Annotated in this window: 18 protein-coding genes and 1 tRNA gene; 11 read left to right on the top strand and 8 right to left on the bottom strand. The window is 39.0% G+C overall.

Annotation, left to right across the window (positions count from 1 at the left end; all coding sequences use genetic code 11):
• Positions 1-66: 66 nt before the first annotated feature.
• Together groL and ACJV45_RS04945 are read right to left on the bottom strand one after the other, a co-directional pair.
• Positions 67-1,692 (bottom strand): chaperonin GroEL, encoded by a 1,626-nt coding sequence (gene groL / locus ACJV45_RS04950; protein ID WP_004115364.1) that lies wholly within the window; start codon positions 1,690-1,692, stop codon positions 67-69.
• 273 nt (positions 1,693-1,965) lie between these two features.
• Positions 1,966-2,649 carry a LytR C-terminal domain-containing protein gene (locus ACJV45_RS04945; protein ID WP_065189778.1) on the bottom strand — a complete coding sequence of 228 codons (684 nt, stop codon included), beginning with the start codon at positions 2,647-2,649 and terminating at the stop codon, positions 1,966-1,968.
• A gap of 146 nt (positions 2,650-2,795) precedes the next feature.
• Here ACJV45_RS04945 and ACJV45_RS04940 point away from each other — a divergent pair, with 146 nt between their 5' ends.
• The 11 genes from ACJV45_RS04940 to ACJV45_RS04890 all read left to right on the top strand — a co-directional run bounded on the left by ACJV45_RS04940 (position 2,796) and on the right by ACJV45_RS04890 (position 15,673).
• Positions 2,796-3,506, top strand: a complete 711-nt coding sequence (locus tag ACJV45_RS04940) for a uracil-DNA glycosylase (protein WP_032836576.1) — start codon at positions 2,796-2,798, stop codon at positions 3,504-3,506.
• Positions 3,507-3,567: 61 nt separating this feature from the next.
• Positions 3,568-4,722, top strand: coding sequence for an AAA family ATPase (locus ACJV45_RS04935; protein WP_032812301.1), 1,155 nt, complete (start codon positions 3,568-3,570; stop codon positions 4,720-4,722).
• On the top strand, positions 4,719-5,753 hold the full coding sequence (locus tag ACJV45_RS04930) for a DUF58 domain-containing protein (protein WP_353582685.1): 1,035 nt from the start codon (positions 4,719-4,721) through the stop codon (positions 5,751-5,753). Before ACJV45_RS04935 ends, ACJV45_RS04930 begins: the two co-directional genes overlap by 4 nt.
• Positions 5,754-5,765: 12 nt before the next feature.
• Positions 5,766-6,299, top strand: coding sequence for a hypothetical protein (locus ACJV45_RS04925; protein ID WP_004121667.1), 534 nt, complete (start codon positions 5,766-5,768; stop codon positions 6,297-6,299).
• Complete coding sequence (locus tag ACJV45_RS04920) at positions 6,296-7,486, top strand: VWA domain-containing protein (RefSeq protein WP_004112632.1); 1,191 nt, start codon at positions 6,296-6,298, stop codon at positions 7,484-7,486. The genes ACJV45_RS04925 and ACJV45_RS04920 overlap by 4 nt, the downstream gene beginning before the upstream one ends.
• A complete protein-coding gene (locus tag ACJV45_RS04915; protein ID WP_419397771.1) occupies positions 7,483-8,520 on the top strand; it encodes a vWA domain-containing protein in 1,038 nt (345 codons plus the stop codon). Before ACJV45_RS04920 ends, ACJV45_RS04915 begins: the two co-directional genes overlap by 4 nt.
• A complete protein-coding gene (locus tag ACJV45_RS04910; protein ID WP_419397770.1) occupies positions 8,517-9,131 on the top strand; it encodes a DUF6466 family protein in 615 nt (204 codons plus the stop codon). The genes ACJV45_RS04915 and ACJV45_RS04910 overlap by 4 nt, the downstream gene beginning before the upstream one ends.
• Positions 9,132-9,455: 324 nt before the next feature.
• A complete protein-coding gene (locus tag ACJV45_RS04905; protein ID WP_419397769.1) occupies positions 9,456-11,126 on the top strand; it encodes a PGAP1-like alpha/beta domain-containing protein in 1,671 nt (556 codons plus the stop codon).
• A gap of 69 nt (positions 11,127-11,195) precedes the next feature.
• Complete coding sequence (gene purB / locus ACJV45_RS04900) at positions 11,196-12,638, top strand: adenylosuccinate lyase (protein ID WP_019261538.1); 1,443 nt, start codon at positions 11,196-11,198, stop codon at positions 12,636-12,638.
• 28 nt (positions 12,639-12,666) lie between these two features.
• Positions 12,667-15,102, top strand: coding sequence for a lysylphosphatidylglycerol synthase transmembrane domain-containing protein (locus ACJV45_RS04895; RefSeq protein WP_419397768.1), 2,436 nt, complete (start codon positions 12,667-12,669; stop codon positions 15,100-15,102).
• A gap of 289 nt (positions 15,103-15,391) precedes the next feature.
• Positions 15,392-15,673, top strand: coding sequence for an HU family DNA-binding protein (locus tag ACJV45_RS04890; RefSeq protein ID WP_004112617.1), 282 nt, complete (start codon positions 15,392-15,394; stop codon positions 15,671-15,673).
• Positions 15,674-15,823: 150 nt separating this feature from the next.
• Here ACJV45_RS04890 and ACJV45_RS04885 read toward each other — a convergent pair.
• The 6 genes from ACJV45_RS04885 to ACJV45_RS04860 all read right to left on the bottom strand — a co-directional run bounded on the left by ACJV45_RS04885 (position 15,824) and on the right by ACJV45_RS04860 (position 21,752).
• Positions 15,824-15,897: transfer RNA gene (locus ACJV45_RS04885), tRNA-Arg, on the bottom strand.
• 139 nt (positions 15,898-16,036) lie between these two features.
• On the bottom strand, positions 16,037-16,705 hold the full coding sequence (locus ACJV45_RS04880; protein WP_004121692.1) for an ATP-dependent Clp protease proteolytic subunit: 669 nt from the start codon (positions 16,703-16,705) through the stop codon (positions 16,037-16,039).
• Between the two features lie 6 nt (positions 16,706-16,711).
• Positions 16,712-17,323, bottom strand: a complete 612-nt coding sequence (locus tag ACJV45_RS04875) for an ATP-dependent Clp protease proteolytic subunit (RefSeq protein WP_019261536.1) — start codon at positions 17,321-17,323, stop codon at positions 16,712-16,714.
• Between the two features lies 1 nt (position 17,324).
• Positions 17,325-18,821, bottom strand: coding sequence for a chloride channel protein (locus ACJV45_RS04870; RefSeq protein WP_419397767.1), 1,497 nt, complete (start codon positions 18,819-18,821; stop codon positions 17,325-17,327).
• A gap of 137 nt (positions 18,822-18,958) precedes the next feature.
• A complete protein-coding gene (gene tig, locus ACJV45_RS04865) occupies positions 18,959-20,317 on the bottom strand; it encodes a trigger factor (protein WP_020761328.1) in 1,359 nt (452 codons plus the stop codon).
• A 52-nt stretch (positions 20,318-20,369) separates the two neighbouring features.
• Positions 20,370-21,752 carry an HRDC domain-containing protein gene (locus ACJV45_RS04860; RefSeq protein WP_419397766.1) on the bottom strand — a complete coding sequence of 461 codons (1,383 nt, stop codon included), beginning with the start codon at positions 21,750-21,752 and terminating at the stop codon, positions 20,370-20,372.
• Positions 21,753-21,888: the final 136 nt, after the last annotated feature.

The raw sequence follows: 21,888 nt of genomic DNA, 5'->3' as shown, positions 1-21,888 counted from the left end.
TTTATAACAACTCACCGCTCACATATAACAACTAGCTAAAAGCTAAGCAATACGTCTAACTTTTATTTAGTAGCCCATCTCTGCGCCAGCCTGTGGTGCAGCAGCTGGCTTCTCAGGCTTATTAGCAACCACAGCTTCTGTAGTTAAGAACAAGCCAGCGATAGAAGCAGCATTCTGTAGAGCAGAACGAGTTACTTTAACTGGGTCGGTAACGCCTGCAGCCAACAAATCTTCATAAGTATTAGTTGCAGCATTGAAGCCTTCGCCTTCTGGAAGCTCACGGACCTTGTTGAGTACAACGTCTCCAGAAACGCCGGAATTCTGAGCAATCTGCTTGATTGGAGCTTCTACAGCACGGAACACAATTGCAGCACCCGTGGCTTCTTCTCCACTAAGAGCAACAATATCAGCAGACTTCTCAACCTTAGCAGCAGCCTGAACAAGAGCAACGCCACCACCTGGAAGCAAGCCTTCCTCAATTGCAGCCTTAGCATTACGAACTGCATCTTCAATGCGATGCTTACGTTCCTTAGCCTCAACTTCCGTAGCAGCACCAACCTTAATAACAGCAACGCCGCCAGCGAGCTTAGCAAGACGCTCCTGAAGCTTTTCGCGATCGTAATCGGAATCAGTGTTCTCAATTTCGGCGCGAATCTGAGCAACACGAGCCTCAACATCTTCCTTAGAGCCAGCGCCAGAAACGATAGTTGTTTCATCCTTAGAAACAATAACCTTTGCAGCATGGCCAAACACAGAAGCGTCGATAGAATCGAGCTTCAAGCCAAGGTCGTCAGAAACAACCTGTGCACCAGTCAAAATAGCCATATCCTGAAGCATTGCCTTACGGCGATCGCCAAATCCTGGAGCCTTTACTGCAACAGTGTTGAAAGTACCGCGAATCTTGTTAAGAACAAGAGTTGGCAATGCTTCGCCATCAACATCTTCAGCAATAATAAGCAATGGCTTACCAGACTTCATAACAAGTTCAGCAACATGAACAATGTCCTGCTGGCTAGAAACCTTGCCAGAAGTGAGCAAAATGTATGGATCTTCAAGAACAGCAGTCTGATCTTCTGCATTAGTGACGAAGTAAGGGGAAATATAACCCTTATCAAAACGCATACCTTCAGTGAAGTCCAAATCAAGACCAAACTTGTTGTTGTCTTCAACGGTAACAACACCGTCTTGGCCAACCTTATCCAAAGCTTCAGCAATCTTTTCGCCAACTTCAGGATCTGCTGCAGAAATAGTTGCAGTAGCTGCAATCTGATCCTTGGTTTCAACATCCTTAGCAGATGCGAGCAATTCCTTAACAATTGCTTCTGAAGCCTTTTCAATTCCGCGACGAAGAGCGATTGGGTTGCTACCAGCAACAACATTCTTTAAGCCTTCGTGCACCAAAGATTGAGCCAACACAGTAGCGGTTGTAGTGCCGTCACCTGCAACGTCGTCAGTCTTCTTAGCAACTTCCTTTACCAATTCGGCGCCAATACGCTCGTACGGATCTTCAAGATCGATCTCCTTAGCGATTGAAACGCCATCATTAGTGATGGTTGGGGCGCCGTAAGACTTATCAAGAACAACGTTACGACCCTTTGGACCAAGAGTCACCTTTACTGTATTTGCAAGCTTATCAAGACCAGCAAGCATACCCTGACGGGCATCTTCTTCATAGGCAATAATCTTTGCCATTATTCCTCCACATAACTTAACTATGGAACACTCACTCAAACCGTCGAAATCTAACCAACCGTCAGCTGTTGATTAAACCTGCAACATTAGAGTGCTAAATGAAGATTAGCACTCTAAGTGCCCGAGTGCCAACTATATTCAAAAATATATAGAAAAAATCTATAAGCAAAATCAAAAATAGCCAAGCAAAAAGCCACTCTAGATAACTTTCTACTCGACTATTTAAGAAATTATTTATTATTGAAATTTATTGCAAAATGAGTAAATCGTAATTTACTTGCACAAAACAACAACTATTGTGGTAGTTATTTCACTAGTTGCCTCAACATTGCTAATACCCAAAGTTTTAGCAACATCTTGTGCAGCAGCACGATTTTCATCTCCCTTGTACCAAACAACAGAATCCGAAGGAACATTACCTTTAGGATTTGCAGCTTCTACATTTGCATAACCAGCTTGCTTAAGCTTTTCAGCTTCTTGAGCTGCATGACCCTGAATTTTAGTTGCATTAACAACTTTTACTTGAACTGTCTTGTTAATATCTGCTGTCGAAGAGCCATTGTTAGCATTAGAGTCTTTAGAAGAATTCTTATCTTCTTTATCTTGCTTTTTATCTGACTTATCTGTTTCTTCTGGATCCTTATCCTCGTCTGAATCATCGCCATCAGCTTTGTCAGATTTACTCTTGCTCTCATCAATTTTGCCATTTTTATTGCCATTAGAAGACTTGGAAATTGCTGAATTATTTGCACTCCAAGGCATACGAATATTGTTGATTTCTCCAGACATAACCGCCCATGCCAGAAGACCCAACACAACAGCAACAACTAGCACAACAACATATGGGAACAATACAGCATACCACGCGCGATTTCCACGATGTACTCCAACAGGACCTTCTGGTGGATTATCGAAATCATCAGTCGTGAATGACACGTTCTGGCTATTGTTCGCCATAATTGTATCCCTTCCAAAAAATCATTAAAACAGTATGGAATACATACTAGCGAATGCCTCGCACAAAACATAAGATAAATGGAAATATAAAAAATTATTATTATTTGCTGCACATATTTGTCATTTATGTTTTAAAGTTATTAACCATGGAGATTAAACAGCGAAAGTCTTTACACGATTTAATAGACCCAGATTGGGCAGACGCTCTTGAACCAGTAGAACCACAAGTTCACAAAATGGGAGACTTTTTAAGAGATGAACTATCTAGCGGGAGGCGATTCCTGCCAGAAAGTCACAATATTCTCAGAGCTTTTACAATACCTTTTAAAGAAATAAAGGTTCTTATTGTTGGTCAAGACCCATATCCTACTCCAGGTCATCCTGTAGGACTTAGTTTCTGCGTTGCTCCAAACGTTAAACCATTACCTAAAAGTCTTATTAATATTTATAAAGAATTAGTTAGTGATTTAAATGTACCAATGCCAAAGAATGGTGACTTAACACCGTGGACTCAAAAAGGCGTTATGCTACTAAACCGGTGCCTTAGCGTTGAAGTAGGTAGACCTAATAGTCATCAGGGAAAGGGCTGGGAAGAAATTACCGATGCAGCTATTACCGCATTGAATAACCGTGTAGATAATAACGGCAAGCATATTCCTCTGGTTGCAATTTTGTGGGGAAGAAATGCTCAAAGTCTTGCTCCTCTTCTTACAAACGCAATCATTATTCAATCCCCTCACCCAAGTCCTCTTTCTGCCTCTAGAGGATTCTTTGGTTCTCGTCCATTTTCAAGAGCAAACCAAGCTTTAATATCGTTAGGATCAACACCAATAGATTGGACTCTCCCTAGCGAATAGTAAAGATTATTTAAAGTAGTAAAATCATCTAAAGTAGTAAACATCAGTTAGAATGAAACGCATGGCATTATTCCCTCCACAACCAAGCAAACAAAACGATAACGCTAATACTGGCGTATTTAATCTTCCTCCACAACCACGTGCAGTTACACCTAACAATACAATGGTCAGCAATACAATAGCTAATCAAATTGTTGACTCTATAAATCAACCAGTATCTGCTGGTGTTTCTAATGAAGATATTAAACGAGCTCAACAGATCGCTGATATTCTTCGTTCTAGGTTTGCACAAACACTTGTTGGACAGGATTCTCTCAGAGAATCACTTATTTTAACTCTTGCTGCTGGAGGACATATTCTTATTGAGTCCGTTCCTGGATTGGCTAAAACCACAGCGGCTCAGACTCTTGCTACAGCAATGTCTGGAAGTTTCAAAAGAGTGCAATGCACTCCTGATTTAATGCCAGCAGATTTGGTTGGAACACAAGTTTTTGACTTCGCTTCTCAAAGATTCACAACACAAATTGGACCTATTCACGCTAACGTAATTCTTCTAGATGAAATTAATCGTTCTAACGCAAAAACACAATCCGCTATGCTTGAAGCAATGGCAGAAGGCGCCACAACTATTGGTGGAGAACGCATTAATCTTCCTCAGCCTTTTATGGTTATCGCTACACAAAACCCTATTGAAGAAGAAGGAACTTTTAATCTTCCAGAAGCACAAATGGATCGCTTTATGATTAAAGCAATTATGTCGTATCCTTCCTTCAACGAAGAAGTTAGTATGCTGAAGCTTTTAACCAATAGAGGTAGTGACGTTTTCAATCCAGAATCTTTAAATAATCAAAAGATTAGCCTTCAGGATGTCACTTTCTTAAGATCGGCAACTCGCAGAGTACATGTTTCGGAAGCAGTTATGAAGTATGCAGTAGATATTGTTGCAACTTCTAGAGGAGAAGGTAGTCACCCTCTTAAAACTATTTCTTCTCTAGTTAGAATGGGCGCAAGCCCTAGAGCTTCTATTGCTTTGATCCGCATTGGTCAAGCTCAAGCTTTGCTTTCTGGAAGAGATTACGTAATACCGGAAGACGTTAAAAAGTTTGCTCATGATGTTCTTAGACACAGGATTCTTCTTACTTTTGAAGCTTTAGCTGATTCTATTACAAGTGATCAGATTATTGACGCAATAGTGAAAACGGTTCCTGCACCATGATCTTTGTAAATACGTTTTTTACAAGAATATTCAAGTCTTTTACAAAATCTGATTTTGTGCTACAAGATACTAAAAGAAGCTTATTAGTTTCAAATTCTGCTAAAAAGATTAGGCGAAAGATTGAAGAATTAGATAATCGTCTGAATTTACCTGTAGCCAAAAAATCGTTGGGCATTTTTGAAGGAGAGCATCCGTCCAATCATAATTTTGGAAATGGTGATTTAGTTGACATTCACTCATGGCAGCCTGGTGATGAAGCTAGAATGATGAACTGGAAAGCTAGCGCTAGACTTGGTGAACCAATGGTTTCTTCTAGAGAAAGAAACTGTTCTTCTAAGACTTGGATTCTTGTAGATTCTAGCGCGAACATGAATGCTTCATGTTCTTATAATGGACTTAACGAGTATTTGTACGAGGCTGCTTCTAATTCAGCGTGTTTCTTTGCGTCTTTAAGTCTAAAACGTAATGATTCATTAAACTGCGTTTTATTTGACGGTAACGATATTATAAAGATTCCTTCATCTAGGAATCTTCCTGATTTTGAACGTAATCTGGATAAAAATATATACAAAACACGTAAAAAACTTAGAGATACAAATACGATCATAAATTTTGCTAATTCAATTAATCAATCACGCGGATTAATAGTAATTATTACGGATGAATATGCAATTTCGTCAAAACATTTTGATGATTTGCAAAAAATTTCAAGACTCCACTCACTGATAGTGGTAACAATATGTCCAATTAATCCATTTAATTCATATAAACTCACGCCAATAATTGACGGTACAACAATGCGAGAGATCCCAGCATTCTTAAAAGATGATTCTTGCGCTAAAGAAGTTAATACACATAGAGCTTTTGTCAATAACGCATTGCACGAAATTCTAAATAACACGGGATCGTCGCTTATACGCGGTTCTTCTAGTGAACAAATATTCCATTCTTCGACGAAATTTATATCGAAAGCTACATTACAGAGTATGTTTTCTGGCGCTAAAAGCAATAAAGATTTACGCTTGAGCTAGTGGGGTAAGTCGATGAGTATTCTTGATGTTAATAAAATTCTAAACGATGATTCAATGCTATTTACATTTATTGGCTTAAGTCTAATAATCGCATGCGCTGCTTTCGTAGTTCTATATGTTGCAATCTATAAAATAAACACTAAAGTGGATTCTAAGCAAAAAGTTAAAAATGCTGCTCATACAATGAATGCCAATAAGCAAGAATGGCGTAAAAAGATTGATTTAGTGGTAAGCCAATATCATGAAAATAAAATTGAGAAAGATCAGGCTTTTGCAAAATTAGCGCAAATAGCTAGACAATATGTTTCCATAATGAGTGGCGAAAACATTAAATCGCATACACTTGGAGAAATTAGTTCACTTAGAAAATCTTGGAAAAACACTCATGGAGCAGATCTTTTAAGACAAACAATCGCAGCATTATATCCTCCTGAATTTGCAGATAGCACATATAATAATCAAGCTAAAAATACAGATGTGGATCAAGGTGCAAGATGGGTTCTTATTCTGCTAGAAAGTTGGAAAACAAAGGAGAATAAAAGATGACATTCTCCACATTATCATTCTCAACATTATGTAACTACCAAATATATAACTGTTCAACACTAGTTTCATCTATTTTCTCTATGCGACTTAAATGGCCAGTAGTCCTATTTTTTGGTGTTTTAGCAAGCGTAATAATTCTTATAACTGTATTAGTGATTAGTGAGGTTAAACGACACAGCTTAAAGAATCATTCGTATAATTCACAAAACATTTTAGAATCAAGCTTTTTGAGAACATTTACTTTAGACGAGGATTTGCAAGGAAGTTTATGTGCTAGAAAATGGAGACTATGGAATATTCTTCGCAAATTCTCTTTTATAATGCTTATCCTAGCTCTTATATGCACTACAATTCTCAGCTCTAGACCTTCAAGAGTTTTAAATGCGAACGAACAATCAAGCTCTAGAGATATTGTTTTATGCTTAGACGTTTCTGGATCTACTCTGCCGTATGATCTGGAAGTTATTAACGCTTATTTGAAATTTGTTGAGCATTTTCAAGGCGAGCGCATTGGTTTGAGTATTTTTAATTCAACTTCTAGAACTGTTTTTCCTCTTACAGATGATTATTCACTTGTTAAAAAACAGTTGCAGTACGCTTCTAAGTTGTTGGATGGAGTTCAAACACAAGACAAAATCGACAATATGCAACAGCGCCAATATCAGCAGATTTCCACTTGGCTTGATGGCACGCAAAATCGAAAAGAAGCAACATCCTTAATTGGCGACGGTCTTGTTAGTTGCGCTGCAATGATTCCTGGAGTTGTATATGGTTCTTCTAGCAACTCCCAAAAACCTCATAATCGTCTTAATCGTAGTGCATCTATTGTTTTAGCTACAGATAATGTTGTTTCTGGAAAACCAGTTTATTCTCTTAAGCAAGCTTTAGATTTAACAAAGCGAGCTAATATTCAAGTCGATGGATTGTATTCTGGATCTACTCAAAGCGAAAATGAGAACACTACTAATCAGATGCGTGAACTTATTGAAAAAAATGGTGGCATTTTCTTAACTCAGCATAATTCTGATTCTGTTTTAGCTTTGGTACGTAAAATTGAACAGCAGCACACAATTATGCAAAAGGACTCTACACAGTCAGCTTTAAGCGACGATCCTAGTATTGCAACAATATTTGCGGTTATTTTTGTAACTCTCTGGCTTATTTCAGCGAGAAGGATAAAACGATGAAAATATCTTTTAGTTGGATTTCGCTAGTTGCTATTGCGATTCTTGGCATTTTAGCGTTATATGAAATTTTCCCAATTAATCGCAAAAACATTAGTTCGGACGAAACAATTTATATGAGGGTTCGAAGAGTGTTAATATGCGTTCTTCTAGCTATTTGTGCATTATGCCCTTGTGTTATGAAAAGCACTTTGCAACGCTCTCTTAATGCTACAAATGTTATATTTGTTTTAGATGTTACCGGCTCTATGAATGTTAATGATTCTAAGGATTTAAACAACAACACAACCACTAGGTTTAATTCTGCAAAACAAATAATAAAACAAATTACAAATAATTACATAAACGCAAGTTTTACTGCTATTAGATTTGGAGCGTCTTCTAGTGTTGATGTTCCACTTACGCCAGATTCTAATGCAATTGAAAATTGGGTTGATACTATCAACACTGAACCTGTTGGAGTTTCAAACGGAACTAGTTTGGATGCTCCACTAGATAAGACCCTTCTTGAAGCTAAGGCAATTCATGATGCTCATCCGCAAGACGTTACAGTTTTATATTTAATAAGCGATGGAGAAGAAACAACTTCTAGAAAGCGTAGAACATTCTCATCTCTACGCGGATACATGAATCATGCTTATGTTATTGGCGTAGGTTCTAAAAATGGCGGGAAAATCCCAAATACCACCACTAAGTTAAATGATTTAGATGATATAAATTCTACAGATTCTTCTACAAAACAATCTGGTAAATGGATTATTGACCCATCTACTGGAAAACCTGGAATATCTAAGATGGATCCGCAGAATCTTAAAAATATAGCTGATGAGATTAGTGGAAAATATGTTGACTCTAGCAAAAATCACTCTATTGGATTAGAAGCAAAAAATATTCTTTCTAAACAATGGAGACAGAACAATACTGTTAAGCCGAGACTTAGACCTGAGCCAATCGTTTGGCCTTTTGCTATTCTTGCAAGCATATTGATTCTTTGGGAATTATCATGCTGGATTACAAAATCAAGGAAGCTTATATGATTAGCAGAATCACACCTAAGTCACTCCTAAGATTTTCTCTTGTTACTTTATCTTCTATTGTTATAGCCTTATGCGCTATATCAGCTTATTTGTCTATTACTAATCTTAAAGCAGAATCAACGTATAATTCTGCCACAAAATCACTAATAAATAATATAAAAGCGTCAAAAAAAGTTGATGCAGATAGAGAAATATTGCTCGTATCTCAAAAACAGGTTGATGATCAATTTAGCGAAGCAAAATCGCCATACACTATTCTTTTACCTCATATAAAAAATAGTATTGAGCACAACGCACTAATATCTAAAAGACTTACTAGATTCTTACAAAAACAAATTGATAAAGATAAAAAGAATACTGATTCTAGTACACAATCCAACTATAATGACCGAAACCAAAAAAATAATTTGCAGGACAAATCTGGGAATTCTAGTTTAAGCGATTCTCAAAAAAAGAAGGTCGAAGACTTATTAAAACAAAACAATCAAAAAGATCAAGACCAGAATCAAATAAACCAATCCGAAAAAGATTACAGCAATAATGATTCAAATAGTAAGTCTGGAAAAACAAAGTCTTCTAAACAAGAAGATTCAAGTAACAAGCCGTGGTAAAGGTAATAAAAAAATATCTAATAGAATATAAACCCTTATATTTCAATATTTTGGAACCTTTAACCACATTAAAAGATTTTTCGTGACTATTTAAAAAACATTGTGTGTAATACTTTGTATGCATACATTTAATAATTATTACTGGCTGATAGCAAGAACAGAACAATGTTCTAACAGCGTGCTTGGCGAAGCACATTCAAATACTCTTAAAGATTGGCATGGAAAAGCCGCAAACGCGTTCAATGAAGAAATGTTTAATGTTGCCAAAAAAGCATGCGAAATTAGCTCTATTAACTCAAAAATCAACTTATGGAGGTGAATTTAATGCCTTGGAGAGTTAAATCAACAATAACAGGTGGGAAAACCATTAGCGTAGCTGATGCTAGCGAATACAAAACAAAATCCGCAAAATTACAAGAACTATCCAACGATTTCCACTCGTTAAGCACAAGCTGGATGCAAGCTGCGATGCAGATTGAAAGCCAAAAATCGTCTGTTTTCTATGAAAATAACAAAAATTTTAATGGTTATTTTAACGACGATTCTTTACAACCGCTATTGGATCCTGCAGAATGCAGAATAAAATCAAGCCAATGTGAATCGTTATCAAATAAACTTGATGAATTATCTTCTCTAATAATCAGAGCAAATAATCTATATGCTAACGCAGAATACAAAAATAGAGAAAACTTAGATAATCTTGTATCGATTGGTACAAGTATCTTCCCTATTACAGCAGTACCATTCTTTGCAAGCGTAGGATTTAGCATACTTTTAGATATGACTCAAAAAAGCGGTATGAAAAACTTTTCTAAATGGAGTCATGAAACTGCGCCAATTCAACAAGGCTTTATTAGAGGCTTTTCTAAGCATTTTCTAATAAACCCCGTAACAGGAATCCCTATTCGTCTTTTTTCTAGTATTCAAGAAAAGAACGATGGAAAACATTCAAAAGCACCAGTTTCCACTTTTGCAAGCGCATTAAGCTTGTTTAGCGCAAAAATCAACGATGCAAACCAAGGGAATAATCTTAAAGTAACAAAAATTAGATTACCTCACAGAGAATATTCGAAAATATTGCATTACAGAGGAAGCAATATTAGTCAAGCTCTTGCAAATCTAACAGATCTTTCAAATGGAAACCTTGGCGTAAAACCGCCTAAAATAAACGCAGATGGAGCAACAATAGCAATACAACGATTTAAGAAAAAAGACGGTAGCATATCTTGGCTTGTTACAATACCTGGAACAGATGGCAAACCAAAATCTCCTTTTGGATGGCCACAAAACGCAGAAGTTATGAGTAGTTCTAAAAACGTAAGACAAAATGCAGACAGCACAAGAATGGTTATAGAAGCCATGAGAAAAAGCGGAATTAAAGCAAAAGACTCAGTTATTCTTGTTGGACATTCACAAGGAGGAATTGTAGCTGCAAGCATAGCTAGCGATTACTCAAAACAATACAACATAAAACACGTCGTAACTGCTGGATCTCCAATAGCAAACCATCCAATACCAAATAAAACTTGGGTCACAAGCATAGAAATGGAAGACGAACTAGTTCCTACCTTAGATGGCGCATCTAATCCAAATAGAAATAATTGGGTTACAATACATGGAACTGCAAAGAAAAGCGCTACTGCCCACAATGGCACAATCGCCCCTAAAACAGCTCATAATGCAATATCCAATTCACTTGTTGTAAATGGAATAAAATCGCAAAACAAAAATAAAGAAAATAGTAAGAAAAACAATAAACAATACAGAACTAAAAGTTATAAGAATGAAAAACTTTTTGAAAAAGATGGAATCTTAGTAAAAAATGTACCAGAAGAAGGAACGCTCACACATGATTTGAATTATCATAAAGCAGCTTATGAAGACTCTCATCAACTTGGATCTAAAGAGATACGAATGCAAGAAGAGCATTTTAGAAAAACACTAGGTGACGAATTAGAAGAAACAACACTATGGCAAGGAATTATGAGCCATTAACTATGCGCCATTAACTAATAACCGCTCAAAACACCTAGTAGTTTCATGCCATGCTGTAACCTTTAAAGTATGAAGCTTACTGATATTTGCCCTGCTATTGCTTTGACTCCGCTAGACGGAAGATACCACAATCAAACTGTTGATCTTGTAGAATTTCTAAGCGAACCAGCCTTAAACCGCGAGCGCATGCGCGTAGAGGTTGAATGGATGATCCTTTTAGCAAACGGATACAAGGGAAACGGATTCAAAACCATTGTAGACGGCGTAAATCCTTTAACAGATGAAGAATGCGATTATTTGCGTGCAATTCCAGAAAATTTTGGAGCAGAAGGAATAAAACGCCATGCAGCTCACGAAGCTATAACACATCACGACGTTAAAGCTGTTGAATACTACATTGACGACGAGTTAGACAAAGCAGAGCAAGTATTAGGGCATAAAACCCAGCTTAGCAATCTTAAAACATTAGTTCATTTTGCATGCACGAGTGAAGATATAAATAATCTTTCTATAGCGAGGTGCGTAAAAAATGCGGTTGAAAACGTATACACGCCAAATTTGAAAGCTATTGTTGATTACTTAACTCAAAAAGCACAAGAGTATAGAGATATGCCAATGCTATCGCTCACTCACGGTCAGCCTGCCACTCCTACAACTTTAGGTAAAGAGCTTGCAGTGTTTGTTTACAGGCTAAATCGCCAGCTAAAACACCTTAGCTGCCAAGAATATCTTGGAAAAATAAACGGTGCTACCGGAACTTTTGGCGCTCACCTTGCAGCTTTCCCTAATGTCGATTGGCTTAGCGTTTCTAAAGAATTTGTAGAAAATAGAATGGGTCTTTGCTTCAATCCTCTTACAACGCAAATCGAAAGCCACGATTGGCAAGCAGAGCTTTATAGCACAGTAAGTCACATTAATCATATTCTTCACAATCTTGCTGTAGACGTGTGGATGTACATTTCTCGCGGAGTTTTTGTACAAGTTCCAGTTAAAGGAGCTACAGGATCTTCCACAATGCCTCACAAAGTGAATCCTATTCGATTCGAAAACGCGGAAGCAAATCTTGAGATTTCTTGCGCACTTTTCGACACTCTTTGCGCAACTCTTACCGAGAGCCGTTGGCAGCGAGACTTAACAGATTCAACTACTCAACGAAACGTTGGTTCCGCATTCGGCTATGCTCTTCTTGCTTTAAACAATCTTCTTGGCGGCTTAAAGTCGATTCATCCAAACACGCAAATGATGAGCGAAGAGCTTAACAGCAATTGGGAAGTTCTTGGAGAACCAATCCAAACTGCTATGAGAGCTCAAGAAATTGCTGGCGTAGAAGGAATGGAACGCCCATATGAGCAAGTTAAAGAATTAATGCGCGGTCATAGTATTTCTAGACAAGATGTTGAAGAGTTTATATCTTCTAGAAACTTTGATACAGAAACAGCAAATAGGTTGAAAGCTCTTACACCAGAATCTTATACTGGTATTGCATCTAGGCTGGTTGATTTTATTCGATAATTTTATTCAATAAATAAACGGTGTGGTTATGCAATCGCAAGTAGAAGAAAATTTGGTTATTAATGACACGAAGCCTAAATTAGTTCGTAACTGGGCTGACTTGATTTACGCGATTATATCTATTGCACTAGGAACTGCGGTTGTACTGTTTACAATGTGTTTTTCTGGCACAACCGCAGGCGTAGAGCACGATGCAAAAAATGCTGGAAAAATTATTGTGTGGATTGTAACTGGATTACCATCTTCTCTTTTCCAGCAAGCAATTACAATCGCCATAGTAGCTAGCGTAGTAATTTCTATGATTAACGCAAGACGTTGGATTGACACAACGATATCTACACTAACCTTGCTATTAACATATCCTCTCGTATGGTATATTTCTTATCTTCTCACTGCTTTAAATAATGCTCCACTATTTACATCATTTAACTCAATTTCCAGCAGTCACGGTACTGAATTATTGCCAGACATATACGCGGTAATAGTTGCTTTTTTAACCGTTAGTGGACCTAGACGAGATAGTAAAGTCGTAAGAATATCTTGGCAAGCATTAATAATTGCTTCACCTATACTAATAGTCACATCATGGCATTCACTAACAGGTGTTTTAACATCTTGGTGTATTGGTCGTGCTATAGGTACAATAATCAGATTTATTAAAGGCACTCGCAGCAAAGGTGCTTGGGGAAAAGATATAGTTGACGCATTAGAAAATATTGGAATTACTCATCTTGTTCAATTAAACAGACGTACACTAACTACAGACCATACTGGTGTTCTGAAATCTAACCTTGATGACGATCTGATTGAAAATTCAAGGCTATACGATGCGATTGATATTCATGGAACAAGATACGTGATTTCGGTTCTAGATAATCAGGTTCACTTGCCAGGATATCTAAATCAGCTATGGCAATGGATTAAGCTAATAGATATACCCGTCAGACGAGATCGTTCTGCAAGACACTCCATACATCATCATCTTTCAATGCTTCTTGTTCTTAGGAGCTTGCACTTAGCTACAGCAAACGTTTATGGAGTAACAGATTGTGGAAAATCTTCAATAATGGTATTCCATACCGATAATGTACTTGTACCATGCAATTTAAACACACTTACAATTAAAGATGCGGAAAGACTTATGCGCTACCTCGATATTGCAAACAATCGAGGAATAACACATAGAAGAATAAGCCCAGAAACACTTGCAAGGCTAGAAGATGGAACTCCAGTTATTGCAGGATGGCAAAATGGCGATGTGGCTAGCGACGACACCAATGTTGCTTTAGACAAAGTACAACTTTTATCAATAATCGCAACATGCATTGATACAAGTAGCGCTATAGAAGCTGCTATGAATACTTGGGGCGCAGATAAACTAGCTCAAATAATGCCTTTTATGCAAAAAGCTGCTATTCCTTCATCAACTAGAGCATTAACGTCTTGGAATAAGAAATTGTTTGAAGAACTTAAAACTAAGCTAGGTGAAAAGGTATGTGAGCACACAGATGACGAAGATTATGATACAGTGCGATTAGCCCGTTTTAATATTAGATTCTTCGTTACGCTAATTCTTATTGTTGCAGCTCTGGCTGCTATTGCAACACAGTGGCATCCTCAAGAAATTGTATCTGCTCTTAAACGCGCGGATACATTAATGGTTCTATTATGCTTTGCGTTCAGCTTGCTAGCTTGGGTAGGTTCTGCGATTACAGTTGGATCTTTTATGGACGATTCGCGCCCTTCTGCTGGCGTTCTGTTTACATCACAAGCTGCTTCTGGGTTTACAGCTGTTTCCATGCCAGCTGGCGTAGGACCAGCCTTTGTGAACATGCAAATTATAAAAAAGAATGGGTATTCGGCTGCTCAAGCCACAGCCATTACAAGTGCAGTTTGGCTTTTACAAGCACTTGTTACAGCTTTAGTTATGTTCTGCGTAGGCATTTTTACTGGTAAAAATGTGCTTTCTGGAATGATTCCTACACACATGCTCATAACAGTAATAGGAATAGTAACGCTAATCATATGCACTTTTATGATTATTACACCTATTCGAAAATTTATACGTAAAAGATATCTTCCTATTCTTTCAGATTATGGTAAACAGATTAAAGAGCTAATAAGTAGCCCTAAACAGCTCATTAAAGGCACTGTAGGCGGTCTTATTCTTGTTTTTGCAACAGGACTGGGATATTGGGTAGCTCTTCTTGCTTTCGGCTACTATGCAAACCCTTGGGAAACAGTGCTACTGTTCCTAGTTGCCAATACTGCTGGTTCCGCTGTTCCTACACCAGGTGGATTGGGAGCTGTTGAAGCTTCACTTACTTTTGCTTTTACCTCAGTTGGAATTCATCCAACTATCGCATTATCTGCTACCCTACTTTACAGACTCATGTTCTACTGGCTAAGAATACCAATAGGCGCTTTTGCTATGAAAAGTCTTAGTAACCGCGGATTAGTTTAGACCATGTAACATATGCTTAAAAAGCTAGACAGCTTAGTATGGTCTACTTAAAATCTTGAAAACAAACTCTCTTATTTATATAAGATTATTTAGTTGATAATAGTATAAATAATCCTATATAAGGCATTTCTACGATTTTAAAGTATTTTATCAAGCAAAAAATCTAAAAAATCGTAAAAAAATCTCGGAAAAACGGCGAAAAACCGCGCATTTGTAGGGAAAATGTATTAATATCTATGAGTGAAAGTGGTCTTTGGAAGAGAAGGCCCCTAACACAAAGGATGCTTGTATGGCATACAACAAGTCTGATCTCGTTTCGAAGATCGCTCAGAAGTCCAACCTTACCAAGGCACAGGCCGAGGCCGCTGTCAACGCATTCCAGGATGTGTTCGTTGAGGCTTTGCAGTCTGGTGAAGGCTTGAAGCTCACTGGTCTGTTCTCCGCTGAGCGTGTGAAGCGCGCTGAGCGCACTGGCCGCAACCCACGCACTGGCGAAACCATTAAGATTCCTGCATCTTACGGTGTTAGAATCTCCGCTGGTTCTTTGCTCAAGAAGGCAGTTACTGAGTAGGTTTAAACGATAAGCGTAAGACTTACAAGCAAACGAGGAACGCTCCCAATGTTGGATTTGTTCCTCGTTTTTTTATACCTAATATGATTTAGTATGCGTTAAACGGAAAACAGAATAAAAAAAACGCGGTGAAAATCACCGCGCCACCTGTGCGCCAGACAGGATTCGAACCTGCAACCTTCTGATCCGTAGTCAGATGCTCTAATCCGTTGGGCTACTGGCGCATGTTTCCGAAGCCTTAGGAAATCGTTCCCTTGTTTTCGGCAACTTGACTAATATACAACCATATTCACAAAAACACAACCCTTGGCGTGTCGCCAAGGGTTGCAGCTAAAACATAAAAATCTAAAAAGTAAAAACTACTTAAGACCTATGTTCAAGAACTTCATCTACCATACCGTATTCTTTAGCCTGAGGAGCCGTAAGAATCGTATCCACCTCAATATCTTTACGAATACGCTCAATATCCTGACCAGTATGCTTTGCAAGAGTGGATTCCAACCATTCACGCAAACGCAACATTTCCTTAGCCTGAAGCTCTATCTCAGTAGCCTTACCAAAATCCTGACCCATAGCAGGCTGATGAATAAGAACACGAGCATTTGGCAGAATCATACGCTTACCAGCAGCACCAGCTGCAAGCAAAATCGCAGCAGCCGAAGCAGCTTGCCCCAAACACACCGTCTGAACATCTGGCTTAATATACTGCATAGTGTCGTAAATTGCCGTCATAGCCGTCATAGAACCGCCTGGAGAGTTAATGTACATCATTACATCCCTGTTTGGATCCATGCTTTCTAGAACCAAGAGCTGAGCCATAATGTCATCAGCAGAAGTGTCATCAACTTGTACACCCATGAAAATAATACGATCTTCAAAAAGCTTAGTGTAAGGATCTTGAGTTTTCATACCATAAGGAGTCTGCTCGCCAAATTGAGGCAAAACATAACGATTCGTAAACACACCACTGGTCTGACCAAATCCACCCAAACGCTGGGCGCGTGCAACAAACTTTGCTTCTTCACTTGCCATATAAAATCACTCCTCCCCACGCATAGAAGCTGGAGTGGTGACAATCTTATCCACGAAACCATACTCCAAAGCCTGCTGCGCAGTAAACCAATGATCATACTCATTGTCACGGTAAATTTCTTCAACTGTATGGCCAGTCTGCTGTGCAGTAAGCTCAGAAAGGGTTTTCTTCATATCCATAATTAACTCAGCATTAATACGCACGTCAGTTGCAGTACCACCAACACCGCCAGAAGGCTGATGCATAAGAACACGTGCATGAGATGTAATAAAACGCTTACCAGGAGTACCAGAACTCAGTAAGAACTGACCCATAGAAGCAGCCATTCCCACAGCAATAGTAGCCACATCTGGCTCAATAAGCTGCATAGTATCATAAATCGCCATTCCTGCCGTAATAGACCCTCCAGGCGAATTTATATAAAGCCAAATATCTTTTTTAGGATCTTGCGCAGCTAGCATAAGCATCTGTGCACAGATGATATTAGCATTTTCATCCTTGACTTCAGAACCAAGCCAAATAATACGATCCTTTAAAAGTTGATTAAAAATCGAATCCATTGGATTTTGTGGCTCCCCTTCTTGCATAACGGGAGAAGCCGTAAACAGCTCAGTCACCTTATCTCCTTACAAACATTTTGAATATATCTAGACTATCGTGTGCGCGTGACCGCAAAAAATGCGAAATAAATCGCTCAACACAATTAGCTACGCAATTGGACACAATTGCAGCAAATAGCATAAGAAAAAGTAATGCAAACGGCGCATTTACTAATTCAGCAACTAAAAGCCACGCCATAATCGGAGCTTTTCTAGAAGACGCAAGTAAAGAAACAGCGCCAATAATAGATACAGAAATTGCAGAAACTTGCGAAATCTCAAAAACTTGCAAAATACCAAACGTTGAAAAAATAGCGTATAAAATCACACCAAAGCAAGCACCCGTTGAAATACTCGGCTGCAGCACACCTCCAGAAGCACCGTAGCGCAAAACAAGCACAGTCATAAGCATTTTAATTAGCGCAAGAAGCAACAAAATAGTCACAATATGCGAACTTTCTGCCAAATACGGAAAACTAGCTACAGAAAAAGCAAGCTGAGAAAGCGACCTACCATTCCCCATAATATGCGGAAACCAACAAGCCGCAACACCAATAACTAAGCCAGCTACAGGCATAAAACACAGCATTTGTACGCCACGCAAAGCATGAGTTCTACACCAAATAATACCAAAACGAAAAACGTAACCAACTAAGCCGCACACTGCACCAACAACAACAGTTAAAACGCAAATTTGCCAAGAAATCACGCAAGAAAATTGCGAAATATTGTAGTATCTAGAATGATGCAATAAAAATTCAACAACAAACGCAGCAACATAATTCATAACAAGAGCAAAAGGCAAGCAATGCAAACGCTCCGAGCGCGCAATATTTTTAGCTGCATTATCTATTAGCGAGCCATTTTCGCGATTTAGCCACGCATAAAAACCAAAACCTTGAGTTTTACTAAGCAAACCTAAAGAAAGCACGGTGCCAGCTAAAGGCGCATGGTACACTGCAGCCAAGCCAGCGCCTGCAGCAGACGCAACTAGTATACGCTGAGTCTTAACAGACATATGAAAAATACTGCTGCAACGCTGAGCAATCATTGCAGCTAATTCTCTAGGAGCTACTTCCCTGCCGATTGAAATTCCAGAGCCAACAATGCCGATTTGCAATAAAACATGTGCAATAGTAGAAAAAATTGGCATTCTACTGCCACTAACGGCTTGTGGAATAGTAACGATTCGAGGAGGATTTTCTCTTTTTCGCAAAAAATACCAAGCTAGTGCAGCAACAGTCATCGCAATTGTGCAAGACAACACGTAGCGATACCAAGGAAGAGCTGAAAATACAGTGTTTTTAGCAGATTCAATTGAGCCAAAGGCAATATATTGTACTGCATAAAGAATAAACGTAAGAATTGTTGCACCTAAGCCTATAAGAATGCCAAGAACAATAGAAGCTGCAACAAAACGCACTACTCGAATTGCAAAACTAAATAATTTGCAAGATTTGCCGAATTTGCCAAATCTGCAACAAGCTTCATGCTTAGTTTTAGCACTATTATCCATAACGTCTCGCAATTCTTAAGATTTTCCTATAATAATCGTAATTATTTAATTAGATATAAGTAAGACCCAGCAGAGTTACACCCCACTAGGTCTTAAATAACAAGATTATTAGAAGATTCTAATTTAGAAGACTCTAACTACTTTTCAGAGGTAAGCTCATCAGCTACTGCAGCAGCAGCGGAAGCAGCTTTAACGCTTTCATCTTCTGGCTCTTCATCTTCCGACAAGAAAGCACTCAAATCAAGAGCTTCTCCGCCAGCAACGAACTTTACAGCACGCATACCAGCAAGCAAGCCCTTAGAACGAGCAACTTCCTGAACAGCGGAACCAAGCTGACCATTGCGAACAATAGCGTTAATAAACTGGCTTGGATCCATACCATACTGCTGAGCAACAGAAACCAAGAAGTTGGTAACATCTGCTTGAGAAACAGAAACATCGAGGCTTTCTGCCAAAGCGTCGAGAACCATTTGGTCACGAAGCTCCTTTTCTGCAGCTTTCTCAGCTTCTTCCTTCTGCTCTTTAGTAGCCTTTTCAGGATCTGGAGTCATACCCTTAAGATGTTCAGCAACAGCCTTTTCTTTAACACCCTTTGGTACAGGAATCTCAACCTCTTCCTGAAGCTTAGCAATAAAGGCATCTCGAGCCATAGTAGCCTGACGACCCTCATTTGCCTGCTCGCAAGACTTACGAACATCAGCTTTAAGCTCTTCAAAAGTATCAAACTCAGAAGCTTCCTGAGCGAAGTCATCATTAAGCTCTGGCAATTCCTGAGTCTTAACAGAGTTAACCTTCACCTTAACCTGAGCTTTTTTACCCTGGTTCTTTCCAGCCTCAAGAGTGCCTTCAAAAGTGGTCTCTTCGCCAGCGGAAAGACCTTCCAAAGCCTCATCCAAACCATCAAGCATGGTGTTGGAACCAAGCTCATAGCTAACGCCATTCTGAGAATCAGCAACCTCATCGTCGATTCGAGCTTCCAAATCAATGTTAGCAAAATCACCCTTCTTAGCTGGGCGATCAACACCAACAAGAGTACCGAAGCGCTGACGCAAAGCCTCAAGACGAGCATTAACATCATCGTCTGTAACTTCTGGCTTTTCTACTTCGATTTCTACACCCTTAAACTTGTTAAGCTTGAACTCTGGGCGACGCTCAACAGTTGCAACAAACTTAAGCTTAAGTTCGTCTTTAGCAGATTCTGGGACTTCCTGAACATCAAATTCTGGCTGATCCATTGGGCGAATCTTCTTTTCTTCCAAAGCCTTAGAATAAAGCTCTGGAACAGCAGAATTTACAGCTTCACCGGCAACAGCTCCGAAGCCAACTCGCTGATCTACAATCTTGCCTGGCACGTGTCCCTTACGGAAACCTGGCACATTGATTTGCTTTGCGATCTCTTTACGAGCCTGATCCATAAATGGCTCAAAATCTTCGAGATCTGCGGTAATGGTGAGCTTAACCTTAGTTGGCTCAAGATTCCTGACGCTGATTTTCACGCTTCATGCTCCTGAAATTACGTTTTCTAGCTTCTGCCATATGGCACAACCGTTACATAATAGCGCGAGTTACGGACTCAGCAATTAAATCACTTTGCCACATTCTTGCGCCTTGCTCATCTAAGAACTCTTTAACATTAATATGCTCAACATCATCCTGCCAGCAAAGATTACGTATGATTTGCGGCTTAATAATAACTTCCGAAGGAGTGTGAGTATCTTCCGCAATCTTAATTAAAGATTGCTTTACATTTTGTAAGCGCTCATATCTTTTGGGATGATGATCACGCCAATACTTCATAGATCGTGGAGCTGCTTGCGATTCTTGTGCGTCGCTAGAATCAACAGAATCGCCAGCATCCGCAGAATCGCCAGAATCTACAGAATCTTCAGAATCGTTGTAATTGCCATATTTACTACTTGAATCATCAAGCTTAGAAACAATAGCAACTTCTCCACTTTTAGCGCGGCTAATCGCGTCTTCTATAACAGCTTTCCACACATTTGGCTTGATTTTGCGCTGAATCGGAGCATAGCGTTCAAACATCTTGTCTTGCTCGCTGCCCGTGTGAATCCTAACGCGTTCGTTAAGAATGCGAATTGAGCGAAACTCCCTAGAATTACTTGGTTTTCGCTTTCCTGCTTCAATAATCGCAGCATCCGAAAGCAATAGAGTTGGCGCAATATCGTATTGACGAGCAAGCTCATCTCGTTTTTGCCAAAGCTCTTTTGCAATCATTAAGCCGATTTTATCGTGCATAAGAACGCTTATATGAGATATTCTAAGCCAAGGATTTGGGTGAGGAGCCTTCTTTTGCGCACCTTTACTTAATAAGTGTGCAAACTCTTGATTTGCCCATAAAAGCTTGCCTTGCTTTTTTAACTCGCCGCTCATTACTTCTTCTAATTCGATTAGCAATTCAACGTCTAAAGCAGCGTAATTTCGCCAATCTCTAGGAAGAGGTCTATATGACCAATCCGCTGCAGAATGTTCTTTTGCAAGAGTCAACCCCAAATAATATTCAGTTACAGAGCTTAATCCAAATCGCTTTCTACCAAGCAATTTAGCTGCGATTTCTGTATCAAATAAAGCACGCGGACGCAAACCAATATCGAAAAATCCTGGCAAATCTTGCATAGAATCGTGAATAATCCAAGGCGCATCCCCTACTGCCTCATTAAATTCATGCCAATCAACGCCAAGTTTTCCTAAAGCTATTGGGTCCAGCAATCCAATTCCTGCACCTTTGCGTTTGAACTGAATCAGCCAATCTTCGTGACCATATCTAAAACCAGATGCGCGCTCTGCGTCTGCAGCCAAAGACCCCGACCCTGATGCTAACAAATTACAATATTCTTTATATGCTTCAAGCGTATCAATGACTTCTGGAACTCCTTCTCTAGGCTCTTTTAAGAGCTTTGGTTCCTTATTCAAGAACGCCTCCCGATTACACGCTTTAGCCAAATTCTTACGCTTTTTGCATCTTACGCAGCATTTTATTTTGTATCTGCTTGAATATTATTTTGCAAAACATTGCGCAAGATATATTTAAGCCGTGTTATAGATTATG

It is taken from the genome of Gardnerella lacydonensis (assembly GCF_048545055.1).
In the GTDB taxonomy this organism is placed as follows: domain Bacteria; phylum Actinomycetota; class Actinomycetes; order Actinomycetales; family Bifidobacteriaceae; genus Bifidobacterium; species Bifidobacterium vaginale_C.
Note: the sequence above shows the minus strand (reverse complement) of the source record. Positions and strands in the feature narration are given on the sequence as shown.